Below are 14,789 nucleotides of genomic sequence, written 5' to 3'. Positions count from 1 at the left end.
GGCGGAGGCCCCGGTGGGGGCCTCCGCGGCGTCGAGAAGCGGGGCCTCACGTGGGAGGCCGAGGACCGCGACCAACGGGATGGCGATCAGCACCGTGGTGACCACGGCGATCACCGCCCGGGAGAAATTTGTTGACACGTCTGAACATGATAGCGCCGCCATCACGTGGGTACGTGATGGCGGCGCTGGGATGCTGCCCGGTCTGGCGGGAGGTCAGGCGACTAGTGGTCGACCGGAGCCTCGACGCCGACACCGGTGAGGGAGCGGACCTCCATCTCGGCGGCCAGGTGATCCAGGTTGTCCGGCTTGGTGGCCAGGGTGGCGATGATACCGGCCAGGAAGGCCAGCGGGATCGCAACCAGACCCGGGCTGGTCAGCGGGAACCAGGACCAGTCGGCGTTCGGGAACATGGCGCTCGGAACACCGGACACGGCCGGGGAGAAGAAGATGAACACCAGGGAGGCGATGACACCGGTGTACATGGAGGCGACGGCACCGGCGGTGTTGAAGCGCTTCCAGTACAGGGAGAACAGGATCGTCGGGACGTTCGCGGAGGCTGCCACGGCGAAGGCCAGGGAGACCAGGAACGCGACGTTCTGGGACATGGCCAGGATGCCCAGGATGATGGAGACGATGCCCAGGACGATCACGGTGATGCGGGAGACACGGACGGTCTCCTCCTCAGAGGCCTTGCCGTCACGGAGGACGTTGTTGTAGACGTCGTGGGCGACGGAGGCGGAGGCGGTGATGGCCAGGCCGGCGACGACGGCGAGAACCGTGGCGAAGGCGACAGCGGAGATCAGTGCCATGAAGATGGAGCCACCGAGTTCCAGTGCCAGCAGCGGGGCTGCGGCGTTGGCGCCACCAGGGGCGTTGAGGATGCGCTCCGGGCCGACCAGTGCAGCGGCACCGTAGCCGAGGACCATGGCCATGAGGTAGAAGGTACCGATGAGGACGATGGCCCAGGTGACGGACTTACGTGCTTCCTTGGCGGTCGGGACCGTGTAGAAGCGCATGAGGACGTGCGGCAGACCAGCGGTACCCAGAACCAGGGACAGGCCCAGGGAGATGAAGTCGAGCTGGGTGGTGAAGCTCGCGCCGTACTTCAGGCCCGGCTTCATGATGTCCTCGGCCGCGTAGGCGACGTCCGGGCTGGCGTCGATGTAGACCTGGTGTGCCGAGATGGCGTCGTTGAACAGGGTGGAGAAGCCACCCTTGACTGCGATGAAGGTCCAGATCGTCATGATACCGACGCCACCGATGAGGAGGACGGCCTTGATCATCTGGACGTAGGTGGTGCCCTTCATGCCGCCGATGAGGACGTAGGCGGTCATGATGACACCGACGACGGCGACGACGATGGCCTGCTCGGTGGTGCCGTGCAGGTCCAGGAGGACGGAGACCAGGGAGCCGGCACCGGCCATCTGGGCGATCAGGTAGAAGAGGGAGACCGCGAGGGTCGCGACAGCGGCGGCCACACGGACCGGCTTCTGGCGCAGACGGAAGGAGAGCACGTCAGCCATGGTGAAGCGGCCGACGTTACGCAGCGGCTCGGCGACGAGCAGCAGGGCGACCAGCCAGGCGACGAAGAAGCCGATGGAGTAGAGGAATCCGTCGTAACCGCTCAGTGCGATGGAGCCGACGATACCGAGGAACGAGGCTGCCGACAGGTAGTCACCTGCGATGGCGAGGCCGTTCTGGGTACCGGTGAAGGATGCTCCACCGGTGTAGAAGTCAGAGGCTTCCGAGGTGGTCTTGCCGACACGCATGACGACGGTCATGGTGACGACGATGAACACGACGAAGACCGCGATGTTCAGGATCGGGTTACCCGTGTTTTCCTGTGCAAGGTAGGTGAGGTCCATTGTCCTAACCCTCCATTTCCTGGCGAATCGCGGCGGTGCGCGGCTCGATGTTCTTGTTGGCGAACTTCACGTAGATCCAGGTGATCAGGAACGTGGTGAAGAACTGAAGCAGGCCGAAGATGATGCCGTAGTTGAAGCCACCACCAACCGGGGTAGCCATCCAGTCAGCCGCAAAAGTCGCCGTCAGCAGGTACACGAGGAACCAGATGAAGAACGCTGCGGACATGGGGAAGGTGAACTTACGGAAGACGGAGCGCAGTTCCTGGAACTGCGGACTCGCCTGCATCGAGATAAATTCCTCGGACGTCGGCTCGCGCCGGCCATCCGGTCGGACAACTGGAGTCGCGCTCACTGTGTTCTCTCTTTCATGTCTGTCCCGGAACCTCCGGGGGTCAAGCTTTCGGTGACGTTCACCTCAGGACGGGCGTCCTGTGCGAGTAGTCACACCCTGTGCTGCAAATGTAAGTTACCTGGCTCACATTGCAACATTGAAGTGAACGGACAACATTGCCCCACAATGTGCCCCGCGTCACCCCCGCCCACCCTCATGACCTGCACCGCTATTGGTAGTACATCTACCCCCGCTCGGGAACTCATGTCCTCCCGCTAAGTTTGCGAAGCGAAACTTCGCAAGCCCCGCGATCTTCACAAAAGTGGCGAACATCCGCAACAGATGTTCACAAGATTTACTTTTCAGAGCATTACCGCAGGTCAGAGGCTTTTCGGCGGAGGGCTCCCCCGTTCCTCAGAAAATCCGCGGATCCTCGAAGATCCTACCGAAGCCCTGCTGCGTGTCCAGCGATGTGACCGCCTCCAGCTGTTCCCGGGTCAATGTGAACTCCGTCGCAGCCAGATTCTCCGCCAGACGGGTGGGCCGCGCCGACTTGGGTATCACCACGCACCCCAGCTGCATCGCCCACCGCAGGGCGACCTGTGCCGGGGTCCGGCCCACGCTCCGGGCCACCGCCCCGAGCACCGGGTTGGCCAGCAGGATGCCCCGCCCCAGAGGCGACCACGCGACCGTCGTCACGCCGAGCTCCTCGTGCACCGCCCGCAGGGGCGCCTGCGAGAAACCGGGGTGCAGCTCCACCTGGTTGGTGGCCGGCACGATACCGACCTTCTCGACGACCTCCCGCAGCACCTCCTCATAGAAGTTGGCCACACCCACCGACTGCACGAGCCCCAGCCCCTGGAGGCGGGCGATGGCCTCGAAGGTCTCGACGTAGAGGTTCTGCGCGGCGTGCGGCCAGTGGACGAGGTAGAGGTCGACGTAATCGAGGCCGAGGCGGTCGAGGCAGCGTCGGAAAGCACCGGGGATGTTCGCCGCACCCTGCTCGTCCTGCCACGCCTTCGTGGTGATGAACATCTCCTCACGGGTGACGTCGCCCGCCCTGATGGCATCGGCGACGGCCTGCCCCACGATCTCCTCGTTGCCGTAGGCCGAGGCGGTGTCGATGTGCCGGTAGCCGAGGGAGATCGCCTCGCGGATGACCTTCTTCCCCTCCTCCCCCGTCAGGTTCCAGGTGCCCAGGCCGAGCTGGGGAATCTCTGTGCCGTCGTTGAGGGTGAGGGTCGGGGGGATGTGCATGGCCCTATTGTGCCCCTAAATGCCGGGGCCCGGCGTGGAACACCCCGAAGTCGCCCCGTTCTGCCAATAGGATTGGACCTATGACTGATGTCCGAAACCCCCACGTCCACCACATCGCGGATCTGTCCGACGACGAGATCTTCGCCGCGCACGAGAGCGGCAAACTCTCCATCCGCACCGCCCGCCCGCTGAAGACCCAGCGCGACCTCTCCATCTGCTACACCCCGGGCGTCGCCCGCGTGTGCACCGCGATCGCGGAGAAGCCGTCCCTCGCGAGCCGTTTCACCGGCGTGGGCAACACCGTGGCGATCATCTCGGACGGCACCGCCGTCCTCGGGCTGGGGGACATCGGACCGCGCGCCGCCCTGCCGGTCATGGAGGGCAAGGCCCAGCTCTTCGACCGCTTCGCCGGGCTCAACGCCATCCCCATCGTCCTCGACGAGACGGACACGGACCGCCTGGTGGAGGTCATCAAGGCCATCGCCCCGTCCTTCGGCGCCATCAACCTGGAGGACATCTCCGCGCCGCGCTGCTTCGAGGTGGAGCGTCGCCTCATCGAGGAGCTGGACATGCCGGTCATGCACGATGACCAGCACGGCACCGCCGTGGTCATCCTCGCCGCCCTGACGAACGCCTGCCGCCTCCTCGACCGTGACATGGCCGATCTGCGGGTCGTCATCTCCGGTGCGGGTGCCGCCGGCGTGGCCTGCCAGAAGATCCTCGCCGACGCCGGTGTCACCGACATCGTCATGCTCGACTCCCGCGGCGTCATCCACGAGGACCGCGACAACCTCAACCCCGTCAAGCAGGAACTGGCGGAGGCCACCAACCCGCGCAGCGTCAACGGCAGCCTCGTGGAGGCCTTCCGGGGCGCCGACACCTTCATCGGCCTGTCCGCCGGCTCCATCCCCGAGGAGGCTCTGCAGGTCATGGCGGAGCGTCCCATCCTCTTCTCCCTGGCCAACCCGGACCCGGAGATCGACCCGGACCTCGCCTACCGCTACGGCGGCGTCGTCGCGACGGGCCGTTCCGATCTGCCGAACCAGATCAACAACGTCCTCGCCTTCCCCGGCATCTTCCACGGCGCCCTCGCCGCCGGTGCCACGGAGATCACCCCCGCCATGAAGGTCGCCGCGTCCCGCGCCATCGCGAAGGTCGCCGAGGAGCACCTCGACATCGAGCACATCGTCCCCTCCCCCCTCGATCCCGCCGTGGCCCCCGCCGTGAGCAAGGCCGTCGCCGCCGCGTGGACGGCCGCCCGGTCCTAGCACAAAGAGCAGGGACGCCCCGGAGCTGTCTCCGGGGCGTCCCTGTGTGCTTTCCGACGTCCGCCTATCCGACACTCAGCAGGTCGATGACGAAGACCAGCGTGCGGCCGGACAGCGGGTGTCCGCCACCGGCCGGGCCGTAGGCCAGCTCCGGCGGGATGGTCAGCTGACGGCGACCGCCGACCTTCATGCCGGGGATGCCCTCCTGCCAGCCGGCGATGAGGCCGTTGAGCGGGAACTCGATGGACTGGCCGCGGTCCCAGGAGGAGTCGAACTCCTGGCCCGACTCGAAATCGACGCCGACGTAGTGCACCTCGACGAGGCCGCCGGCCTTCGCCTCCTCGCCGTCACCGACGACGAGGTCAACCGAGACGAGCTCCTCCGGTGCGGGGCCGGTCTGGGCTTCGATCTGGGGCTTGGTCATGATGTGTCTCCTTCAGAATTCTTGCATGGAAAAACCGGGCACAACGCCACCATTATATGGAGGTGGCGTCGGACCCGGTTTCATGACATCCGTACGGGACGGAGGTCCTAGCGCTCCTCACGCGGGGAGACGGTGCGCAGGGTGTTGCCGGTGTAGATCTGACGCGGGCGGTTGATCTTGGTGGTGGTCGCCAGCTGCTCGCGGTAGTGCGCGATCCAGCCCGGCAGACGGCCGATGGCGAACAGGACGGTGAAGAAGTCCGTCGGGAAGCCCATGGCGCGGTAGATCAGGCCGGTGTAGAAGTCGACGTTCGGGTACAGCTTGCGGGAGATGAAGTACTCGTCGTTGAGTGCGATCTCCTCGAGCTTCATCGCGAGGTCGAGCAGGTGGTCGCCACCGAGGTGCTCGAGGATCTCGTGGGCGGTCTCCTTGACGATCGCGGCACGCGGGTCGTAGTTGCGGTAGACGCGGTGTCCGAAGCCCATGAGGCGGACACCCTTCTCCTTGTTCTTCACGCGGTTCATGAAGTCGGTCGCGTCGCCACCCTGGCCGTTGATCTCCTCGAGCATCTCGAGGACAGCCTGGTTCGCGCCACCGTGCAGCGGGCCGGAGAGGGCGTTGATGCCACCGGCGATGGAGACGAACATGTTGGCCTGTGCGGAGCCGATCATGCGGACGGTCGAGGTGGAGCAGTTCTGCTCGTGGTCGGCGTGCAGGATGAGGAGCTTGTCCAGGGCCTTGACCATGACCGGGTCGATCTCGTACTGCTCGGTCGGGTAACCGAACATCATGCGCAGGAAGTTCTCGCGCGCGTTGAGGGAGTTGTCCGGGTACATGTACGGGGCACCCTTGGATGCGCGGTACGCGTAGGCGGCCAGCATCGGGACCTTGGCCATGAGGCGGACGGTCGCCTTGTGCTGGTGTGCCTCGTTCAGCGGGTCCAGCTCGTCCTGGTAGTAGGTCGAGAGGATGTTGACGGAGGAGGCGAGGACGGACATCGGGTGAGCGTCACGCGGGAACACGTTGAACTGGGACTTGAAGTCCTCGTCCAGCAGGGTGTGGTGACGGATCTCGTCGGAGAACTCGTGGAGCTCCTCGACGGTCGGCAGCTCACCGTTGATCAGGAGGTAGGAGACCTCGTTGAAGGTGGCGTTCTCAGCCAGGTCGGCGATGTCGTAGCCGCGGTGGCGCAGGATGCCGTTGTCGCCGTCGATGTAGGTGATGGCGGACTCGCAGGAGCCGGTGGAGACGTAGCCCGGGTCGAAGGTGACCAGGCCGGTCTCAGCGAGCATCTTGCCGAGGACGACACCATCGTTGCCCTCGGTGGCCTTGATGATGTCCATCTCGAACTCGCCGCCGGGGTAGTTGAGTACGGCCTTATCCGTGTTGTCAGTAGCCACTGTGTACCTTTCAGACTTCGTTGTCGACCTCGCCCCGGTAGGGGTCAGCCGTCGTGAGGAACTTCGATGAGTGTGACGCCCACCGTAACTCCGACATGGCGGTGAGCCATGTATCAGCTTAGGGGACGCTATCACTATGGTGTGGACGGTTTCCCAGTCTACTTCCCCCCACTCCTCGAAGTGGGGCTCTCCAGACCGGGCCGTGCCTGTGCAGTTGTGCTGCCACCGCACGGTGTTTGCGCTGCTCCCTGCGGGAGCCGGCCGCCGTCCATGAGGTGGAACAGAGCACAGTTTAGCAAATGATGTGATGGAGGCAACAGAATTGAGAAAAGCAGGTCACCCCCATCGAATTTGCGAGGATATGCCCCTTTGCCTACCCCAACAACTACCCCCGTTGTCGGTGTCCACACTAACACCAGGGTTCCGGTCAACGGGTGGGAGGGGAGATACTAAGGTTGTTCTCGTTTGGACAGCACTTCACCGACCACGAAAGGGACGTCATCGCCATGACCGAGTTCCCCACCCTGCCCGCAGATCTCATCCCGGCTGACGGTCGTTTCGGCTGCGGCCCCTCCAAGGTCCGCCCGGAGCAGATCCAGGCCATCGTCGACGGCGGCCGCGACATCATCGGCACCTCCCACCGCCAGCCGGCCGTGAAGAACGTCGTCGGTTCGGTCCGTGAGGGCCTCTCCGACCTGTTCTCCCTGCCGGAGGGCTACGAGATCATCCTGTCCCTCGGCGGCGCGACCGCTTTCTGGGATGCCGCGACCTTCGGTCTCATCGAGAAGAAGTCCGGTCACCTGTCTTACGGTGAGTTCTCCTCCAAGTTCGCCAAGGCCTCCCAGCAGGCACCGTGGCTGGACGAGCCGACCATCATCGAGGCCCCGGCCGGCGACGCCCCGGAGCCGCAGGCCATCGAGGGTGCCGACGTCATCGGCTGGGCCCACAACGAGACCTCCACCGGCGCCATGGTGCCGATCGTCCGTCCGGAGGGCTCCGACGGCTCCCTCATCGTCATCGACGCCACCTCCGGCGCCGGTGGCCTCCCGGTGGACATCGCCGACACCGACGTCTACTACTTCTCCCCGCAGAAGTGCTTCGCCTCCGACGGTGGCCTGTGGCTGGCAGCCATGTCCCCGGCCGCCATGGAGCGCATCGCGAAGATCAAGGACTCCGGCCGCCACATCCCGGCCTTCCTCGACCTGCAGACCGCCGTCGAGAACTCCCTGAAGAACCAGACCTACAACACCCCGGCCGTGGGCACCCTGCTCATGCTGGACAACCAGGTCAAGTGGATGAACGAGAACGGTGGCCTGGACGGCATGGTCGCCCGCACCACCGCCTCCTCCGACGCCCTGTACAACTGGGCCGAGGCCCGCGAGGAGACCACCCCGTACGTCACCGACAAGGCCAAGCGTTCCCTCGTCGTCGGCACCATCGACTTCGATGACTCCGTCGACGCGGCGGTCGTCGCCAAGGTGCTGCGCGCCAACGGCATCCTCGACGTCGAGCCCTACCGCAAGCTGGGCCGCAACCAGCTGCGCATCGGCATGTTCCCGGCGATCGACTCCCAGGACATCGTGACCCTCACCAAGGCGATCGACCACGTCCTCGACTCGGGCGTCGCCGCGAAGTAGTCGCACACACCCCCACCACATGCGTCGGACCTCACACGGTCCGGCGCATGTCTGCGTTAGGGTGGTATTCATCACGAGAGAAGGAGAACGCATGCGCGAGTTGTTCCTCGTCCCAGAAGAATCGTCCGCCACTTCCCTGGTGTTCCGGACCGAGGACGGTGGGCAGTTCTTCCTCGACGTCACCTCACTGGACGTGGCGTCCACCCGTGCGCTCCTGCTCGCCGACGTCCCGGACACCACCCTCCCCGAGGAATCCGACGCCCCTGCCGCCGAGGACACCCCCGCGGAGGCCGACGGGCAGACGACGGATTCCGCGGCGACGCAGGAGGCCGCCCGCGAACGCATCCTGCCCGCCCCCGATCCCCTGCTCACTGCCCCGCTGACCATGCGGCCGCGGGAGATCCAGGGCCGCATCCGGGCGGGTGCCTCCGTCGATGAACTCGCCGAGGAGATGGGTGTCGCCCCCTCCCGGGTCGAGCCCTTCGCCCACCCGGTGCTGCTGGAACGCGCCCGGATGACCGAGCTGGCCAAGCAGGCCCACCCGGTCCGCGAGAACGGCCCCGCCAAGCTCACCCTGTGGGAGGTGCTCGCCGCGGCCTTCGCCGCCCGCGGGCACTCCGTCTCGGACACCACCTGGGACGCCTTCCGTGAGGAGGACGGCACCTGGGTGGCGCGCGTGAGCTGGACCGCCGGCCTGTCGGAGAACGAGGCCGAGTGGTCGATCCACGGCTACACCTCCCCGCAGTCGACGGCGGAGGCCCGCAACCCGGTCGCCGCGGACCTCACCGACCCCGACTTCGTCCAGCCGGTGCGCACCCTCACCTCGGTCGGCCGGGGTTCCCGCTACGAGGAGACCGTCGAGGACAGCTTCGACGACGAGGACACCCGCCCGACCTCCGGGGGCACCGGGATCGAGGCCGTGCCCGACGAGATCGAGGGCGAGGACACCGACCGCGCGCCGGAGGAGAGGCCGACGAGGCGACGTCGTAAAGCGGTGACCCCGCACTGGGAGGACGTGCTGCTGGGCGTGCGGACCAACACGAAGCGCCCGCGGAGCTAAGGGGTCCGCGTGGAGACCGTTGTCACGCTGTGGTTCGTCACCGCAGCCGAACCCGCACGCATCATCGCCGCGGAGCCGAAGGCCGACCGGGGGTTCGGGCGCAAGTACCTCGCGCAGCTCAACCCGGCGTGGCCCATCACCCCGATCGGGGAGTTCCCCCTCAACCGCTCCGCGCAGGCCTCCGCGGGCGAGTACTACGTGGCGGGTTTCCCCGGGATCACGATCGTGCAGACCATCCTCACCGACACCCCGGCGCTCTCCGAGGTCAGCCCCCGGCTGCTCGACTCCGTCCCCGCGGCCGAGGTCTACGCCTTCGCGGTGAACGAGGAGACCGGCTACGGCGGCATCGCCCACTGGCGGGGCGGGGTGCTCAAGCGCTCGCTGTGCGCCGAACGTTCCCGCACCTACGAGGACGTCGGCCTGCCGGTCCCCTTCGAGTCCCCCTTCTGGGCCGGTGAGAAGGCCGAGCCGATCGGCGGCATCTCCCTGCCCTTCGAACCCGTGGACCTGGTCGCCGCGGCGCAGCAGGCCTGGCTCGGGGTGGACGTCTCCCCCGAGGGCCCGGACATCCACGTCGTCGCCTACGCCGTCGACGGACGCCCGGAGGCCCGGGCGGTGGACGGCCCCCGACGCCAGCGCGAACGTGACGCCCGGCGCGAACCGGTGTCGCTGGCCAGCGGCTACGACGACTACGAGACCCCGGTCGAGGAACCGGAGGTCACTCACTGGGCCGACCGCTCCCTGGCGGCCGCCCGCCGCGCCGGCAGATCAGCGGGACGGCGGCTGAACTCCGCCCGCCGGTGGGTGCAGGAGAAGATCCGCCACTCCGACCGCGACTGACCTACAGCTGGCCGGGCGTGCGGGTCGAGCGGTCGCGCTCGTAGAACGCGATCGCGGCGCAGGTGGCCAGGTTGAGTGAGTCCGTGCCCGGGGCCATGGGGATCCGGGCGCGGACGTCGGTCGCCCTCATGGCGTGCTCGGTCAGTCCCGGTCCCTCCGCACCGACCAGCAGCGCGACCTTCTCCTTCCCCTCCAGGGCGTCCGCGAGGTGCTCGGCGGCGGGGTCGGGGGTGAGGGAGACGAGGTGGAAGCCGGCGTCGGAAAGCTGCTGCAGCGAGCGCTGCCACGTGGTGTACGTGCCCTCCAGGTGGGCGTAGGGCAGGCGCAGCACGTGCCCCATGGACACGCGCACCACACGCCGGTAGAGCGGGTCCCCGCAGCCGTTGCCGAAGAGCACGGCGTCGACGCCCATGCCCGCGGCGTTGCGGAACATGGCGCCGATGTTCTCGTGGTCGCCGACCCCCTCGAGGACGACAACCGTTGTCGCGGTGTCCAGGATCTCCTCCAACGGGATCTCCGGGGCCCGGTCCGCGACAGCCAGCAGACCGCGGTGCATGTCGAAGCCCGCGACCTCGGCGAGGGTCTCACGGGTCACCTCATAGCGGGGGATGTCCTCCGGCACGCCCTCGGCCTCGAGGGCGTCGAGCTTCGGGCCGAAGCCCACGATGCAGCGCACCGGGAACCGGGATTCCAGCAGACGCCCCACCACGAGCGGCCCCTCGGCGATGACGAGGCGGCGGTCGGCGGCGTCGGAACGGTTGAGGTCCCGGACGTCGTCGAGACGGGGGTCGGAGGGGTCGTCGATACGCAGTCGCATCAGCTCAGGCTATCCCAGGGCCGCGAGGATCGGGTCCATGCCGAAGTAGACGACGAACAGCGCGGAGACGAGCCACATGATCCAGTGGACCTCCTTCGCCTTGCCCGCGGCGACGGCCATGAGGGAGAAGGCGATGAAGCCGACGCCGATGCCGTTGGCGATGGAGTAGGTGAACGGCATGACCACGATGGTGAGGAACGCCGGCAGGGCGATGTGGAACTGCGTCCACTCGATGTCGACGACCTGGGCGATCATCAGGGCACCGACGATGACCAGGACCGGGGCGGCGGCCTCGATGGGCACGACCTCGTAGAGCGGGGTGAGGAACATCGCCAGGAGGAACAGGACGCCGGTGACGATGTTCGCCAGGCCGGTACGCGCACCGTCGGCCACGCCCGCGGAGGAGTCCGCGTAGACGGTGGCCGAGGACGAGGAGGTCGCACCGCCGACGATGGCGCCGAAGCCCTCGACGACCAGGGCCTTCTTCATGTCGGGCAGGACGCCGGTCTCATCGACCAGGTTGCCCTGCTTGCCCAGCGCGGTCATGGTGCCCATGGCGTCGAAGAAGTTGGCCAGGACCAGGGTGAACACCAGCAGCGAGGCCGCCAGGACACCCACGCGGGAGAAGGCGCCGACCATGTCGACGGCGCCCACCAGGGACAGGTCCGGCAGCCCGCCGAAGCCCTCCGGCACGGCCGGGACGGCCAGGGACCAGCCGGCCGGGTTGGGCTCGCCGTCGACGAAGGAGGGACCGGACCGGAACACCGACTCCACGACCATGGCGATGAGGGTGGTCGCCAGGATGCCGAGGAACAGGCCGCCGCGGATCCGGCGGATCACCAGGAAACCGCAGATGATCAGGCCGAGGACGAAGGTGACCGTCGGCCAGGAGGAGATGGAGCCGTCGATGCCCAGGCCGACCGGCACGGTGGTGCCCGCGGCGTCGGGGACACGGCGGACGAAACCGGCGTCGACGAGGCCGATCATGGCGATGAACATGCCGATGCCCACGCCCATCGCGGCCTTCATGGACGCCGGGATGGCCCGGAACACGGCGGACCGGAAGCCGGAGACCGCGAGGAGGACGATGATGATGCCGTCGATGACGACCAGGCCCATGGCCTCCGGCCAGGTCAGGCCCTCACCGGCGACCATGGTCACGGCGACGAGGGTGTTGAGTCCCAGGCCGGCCGCGATGCCGAAGGGGTAGCGGGCGATGAGTCCGAAGGCGATGGTCATCACGCCGGCGGTCAGGGCGGTGACGGCCGCGACCTGCGGGACGCCGAGCACGGTGCCCTCGGAGTCGGCGGTGGTGCCGATGATCAGGGGGTTGAGGATGATGATGTAGGCCATCGCGAAGAACGTGACCACGCCGGCGCGGATCTCCGCGCCGATCGAGGAGCCCCGCTCCGAGATGCGGAAGTAGCGGTCGAGGGCGCTCCCCGACTGCGGTGGTACGGAAGATGGCGAGTCAGACGACACGGACTGCGGCACGGATGTGCTCATGCGCGGTTCCCCTGTTCAGGATCAGGTTGTGGTTACGTCGCTAATTTCTCACCCCGGCCTCATTTGCACAAAACTTAGGTAGATTCAGGTGCGCACCTGAGCCAAGGAGATGCCCTGTTGTTGTACACCTCGATCTTCACGATGCGCGACGGCCGTGTCGCCAATCTTGACGCTCACCTCGACCGACTCCGTGAGGAGGCCGCCCACAACCCGAACGCCGTCGAGCAGGTGCGCACCCGTCTGCGGGAGGCCGGCCCCGGTGTCTACCGTCCCCTCATCCAGGTCGGCCGCACCACCCTCGACGTGGAGCTGTACCCCTCCCTGCTGGTCAACGACGAGGCCGTCGTCGACGCCCAGGGCATCCTTGACCAGCGCCGACGCCCCACCCGCAAGGGTCCGGACTTCGGCTGGCAGGCCCGTCAGCTCAACATGCTGCGCCACTCCGGCTCCGACGCCGGGCTGCTCATCGACGAGCAGGGCATGGTCATCCAGGGCATCTTCTCGGCCGTGCTGTTCCTCAAGGAGGGCACCGCCAACGTCTCCGCGCACCCGCGGGCGGCGGCGTCCATCACCCTCGACGCCGCCCTCGAGATGCTCACAGAGGCCGGCGTCCGTGTCGTTGAACACCCTGAGGGGTTCACCATGTCACAGCTGAGAACCAATGAGACCTGGCTGCTCAGCTCCGTCGACGGGATCCGCAAGGTCACCGGCTGGCTCGAGTACGGCTCCGTGCTGCCCCCGCGTAACCCGCACCCACCCCGTATGGGGGCACCCACGCACCGGGAGCTCAACGAGCGGATGTGGGAGCTGGCCCAGGAGGTCTAGCACCGCCTAGAAGATCGGGGACTCATCGTCGAAGGCGTCGGGGGCCTCCTCGATGAGGGTGTCCGGCGGGGTGGCCGAGTGCGCGCCGCAGCCGTAGGTGGCGTGCACGACGTGGCCGTCGGCGGAGTACTCGTTGACGCACGCGCCGAAGTTCTCGCCGAGGGGCTCCCCCACCGGCACGAAGAAGGCACAGGTCCGGCAGTTCAGCGTCGCCTTCTCCGCGAATTCGCTCGTCGGCCCGTAGTCGCCGGTGCGCCACCGCTGCTTCGCGTCCTCCAGGCCCTGGCGGGAGAGGACGGTGCGGCCCTCCCCGTCCTCGGTGAGGCGTTCATCGCCCGGCTCCGGGGGCATGAGGTCGCCCGGGCCGAGATCACCGGGTCGGATACGGTCCACCCACGGCACCCACTCGGGGGCCTGCAGGGCCTCGCCCGTGGGGGCCGGCACGAGTGCCAGCTCGTTGACGGTGACGTGGCGGGAACCCGAGGCGCACGCCAGGACCGCGTTCCACTCCCAGCCGCTGTAGCCGGGGACGTCGGCGGCGAAGCGGTGCGTCGCGACGTTGCGGCTCAGTCCCTGTACGCCGATGTGCTCACCGACGGGCCCGTCCCCGAGTTCCTCGAGGGCGGTGCGGGCCAGGTCGACGGCGTGGGCGTCGAGAAGTGGGCTTTTGCGACGGTGCTGAGAAGAAGTGGACACGCTCCTCATTATGGGCCATGTGCGGCATGATGAGTGGCATGGCTCTCCTCCTCCCCCTCCGCGTCGCCACCGGGACGCTCCTCGCGCTGTCTGCGCTGGGCACCAGTTCCTGCTCCCCTGACACCCCGGGAACCCCCGACGGGGCCCCGGTGGCGGTGGAACGCCTGGTGCCGCGGATCGTGGACACCCACCCCTTCGACTCCACCAGCTTCACGCAGGGCCTCGAGGTGGAGGAGGACGGGACGCTGCTGGTCAGCACCGGCAGATACGGCGAGTCCCGCGTCTACCGCACCACCCTGGAGGGCGAGGAGCTGGCGTCCGCCGACATCGACCCCACGTGGTTCGGCGAGGGGATCACCCGCCACGGTGACCACGTGTGGCAGCTGACGTGGAAGGCCGGGGTGGCGCTCAAGCGGGACGCCGCCACCCTGGAGGAGATCGACCGGGTGACCTACCCCGGCGAGGGCTGGGGTCTGTGCTCCACCGGCGAGGAGCTCATCATGTCGGACGGCACCCCGCAGCTGCGTCGCCTCGACCCCGACACCTTCGCCGAGCTGGGACGCATCGACGTCACCCTCGACGGCACCGGGCAGCGGGGGCTCAACGAGCTCGAGTGCGTGGGCGGTGACGGTGGTGACATCTACGCCAACGTCTTCCTCAGCACCGACATCCTGCGTATCGACGCCACCGGCACCGTCACCGCCGTCATCGACGGCGCTGCCCTGCCCAACAACGCGGTGCCGGACCCGGATCACGTGCTCAACGGCATCGCCCATCTGCCGGGCACGGACCGTTTCCTGCTCACCGGCAAGCGTTGGCCTGACCTCTACGAGGTCGAGTTCGTCGCCGCTGAGTAGGATGTG

Annotated in this window: 14 protein-coding genes; 6 read left to right on the top strand and 8 right to left on the bottom strand. The window is 67.4% G+C overall.

The genetic code is table 11. From position 1 onward, the window contains the following. Positions 1-221: 221 nt before the first annotated feature. The 3 genes from GXZ33_RS02775 to GXZ33_RS02765 all read right to left on the bottom strand — a co-directional run bounded on the left by GXZ33_RS02775 (position 222) and on the right by GXZ33_RS02765 (position 3,453). Complete coding sequence (locus GXZ33_RS02775; RefSeq protein WP_291339325.1) at positions 222-1,865, bottom strand: cation acetate symporter; 1,644 nt, start codon at positions 1,863-1,865, stop codon at positions 222-224. 4 nt (positions 1,866-1,869) lie between these two features. Further along, the gene (locus tag GXZ33_RS02770; RefSeq protein ID WP_040085172.1) at positions 1,870-2,217 is read right to left on the bottom strand and encodes a DUF485 domain-containing protein; all 348 of its coding nucleotides are present in this window, start codon (positions 2,215-2,217) and stop codon (positions 1,870-1,872) included. A 393-nt stretch (positions 2,218-2,610) separates the two neighbouring features. Beyond that, complete coding sequence (locus GXZ33_RS02765; protein ID WP_291339324.1) at positions 2,611-3,453, bottom strand: aldo/keto reductase; 843 nt, start codon at positions 3,451-3,453, stop codon at positions 2,611-2,613. Between the two features lie 80 nt (positions 3,454-3,533). Between GXZ33_RS02765 and GXZ33_RS02760 the strand changes: the two genes are divergently transcribed. Continuing rightward, the gene (locus tag GXZ33_RS02760) at positions 3,534-4,721 is read left to right on the top strand and encodes an NADP-dependent malic enzyme (protein ID WP_291339323.1); all 1,188 of its coding nucleotides are present in this window, start codon (positions 3,534-3,536) and stop codon (positions 4,719-4,721) included. 64 nt (positions 4,722-4,785) lie between these two features. Here the strand turns inward: GXZ33_RS02760 and GXZ33_RS02755 are convergent, their stop codons facing one another. Continuing rightward, a complete protein-coding gene (locus tag GXZ33_RS02755) occupies positions 4,786-5,145 on the bottom strand; it encodes an FKBP-type peptidyl-prolyl cis-trans isomerase (protein WP_040085168.1) in 360 nt (119 codons plus the stop codon). A gap of 107 nt (positions 5,146-5,252) precedes the next feature. Then, positions 5,253-6,545: a citrate synthase gene (locus GXZ33_RS02750; RefSeq protein WP_291339322.1), complete on the bottom strand. Its 1,293-nt coding sequence runs from the start codon at positions 6,543-6,545 to the stop codon at positions 5,253-5,255. Between the two features lie 506 nt (positions 6,546-7,051). On the opposite strand from GXZ33_RS02750, the gene serC reads away from it, so the two are divergent. The 3 genes from serC (at position 7,052) to GXZ33_RS02735 (ending at position 10,082) form a co-directional block, all read left to right on the top strand. After that, positions 7,052-8,182, top strand: a complete 1,131-nt coding sequence (gene serC / locus GXZ33_RS02745; protein WP_291339321.1) for a phosphoserine transaminase — start codon at positions 7,052-7,054, stop codon at positions 8,180-8,182. A gap of 91 nt (positions 8,183-8,273) precedes the next feature. After that, positions 8,274-9,242 carry a septation protein SepH gene (gene sepH / locus GXZ33_RS02740; protein ID WP_291339320.1) on the top strand — a complete coding sequence of 323 codons (969 nt, stop codon included), beginning with the start codon at positions 8,274-8,276 and terminating at the stop codon, positions 9,240-9,242. A 9-nt stretch (positions 9,243-9,251) separates the two neighbouring features. Continuing rightward, positions 9,252-10,082: a hypothetical protein gene (locus GXZ33_RS02735; RefSeq protein WP_291339319.1), complete on the top strand. Its 831-nt coding sequence runs from the start codon at positions 9,252-9,254 to the stop codon at positions 10,080-10,082. A gap of 1 nt (position 10,083) precedes the next feature. Here the strand turns inward: GXZ33_RS02735 and GXZ33_RS02730 are convergent, their stop codons facing one another. Then, the gene (locus GXZ33_RS02730) at positions 10,084-10,899 is read right to left on the bottom strand and encodes an RNA methyltransferase (RefSeq protein WP_291339318.1); all 816 of its coding nucleotides are present in this window, start codon (positions 10,897-10,899) and stop codon (positions 10,084-10,086) included. Positions 10,900-10,908: 9 nt separating this feature from the next. Beyond that, on the bottom strand, positions 10,909-12,405 hold the full coding sequence (locus tag GXZ33_RS02725) for an NCS2 family permease (protein ID WP_291339317.1): 1,497 nt from the start codon (positions 12,403-12,405) through the stop codon (positions 10,909-10,911). 120 nt (positions 12,406-12,525) lie between these two features. Here GXZ33_RS02725 and GXZ33_RS02720 point away from each other — a divergent pair, with 120 nt between their 5' ends. Further along, positions 12,526-13,230 carry an aminotransferase class IV gene (locus GXZ33_RS02720; protein ID WP_291339316.1) on the top strand — a complete coding sequence of 235 codons (705 nt, stop codon included), beginning with the start codon at positions 12,526-12,528 and terminating at the stop codon, positions 13,228-13,230. A gap of 6 nt (positions 13,231-13,236) precedes the next feature. Here GXZ33_RS02720 and GXZ33_RS02715 read toward each other — a convergent pair whose 3' ends face one another. Then, entirely contained in the window at positions 13,237-13,935 is a 699-nt protein-coding gene (locus tag GXZ33_RS02715; protein ID WP_291339315.1) for a DUF3027 domain-containing protein, read from the bottom strand. A gap of 29 nt (positions 13,936-13,964) precedes the next feature. On the opposite strand from GXZ33_RS02715, the gene GXZ33_RS02710 reads away from it, so the two are divergent. Next, a complete protein-coding gene (locus GXZ33_RS02710; protein ID WP_291339314.1) occupies positions 13,965-14,783 on the top strand; it encodes a glutaminyl-peptide cyclotransferase in 819 nt (272 codons plus the stop codon). Positions 14,784-14,789: the final 6 nt, after the last annotated feature.

Source organism: Corynebacterium sp., from assembly GCF_012838985.1.
Classification (GTDB): domain Bacteria; phylum Actinomycetota; class Actinomycetes; order Mycobacteriales; family Mycobacteriaceae; genus Corynebacterium.
Note: the sequence above shows the minus strand (reverse complement) of the source record. Positions and strands in the feature narration are given on the sequence as shown.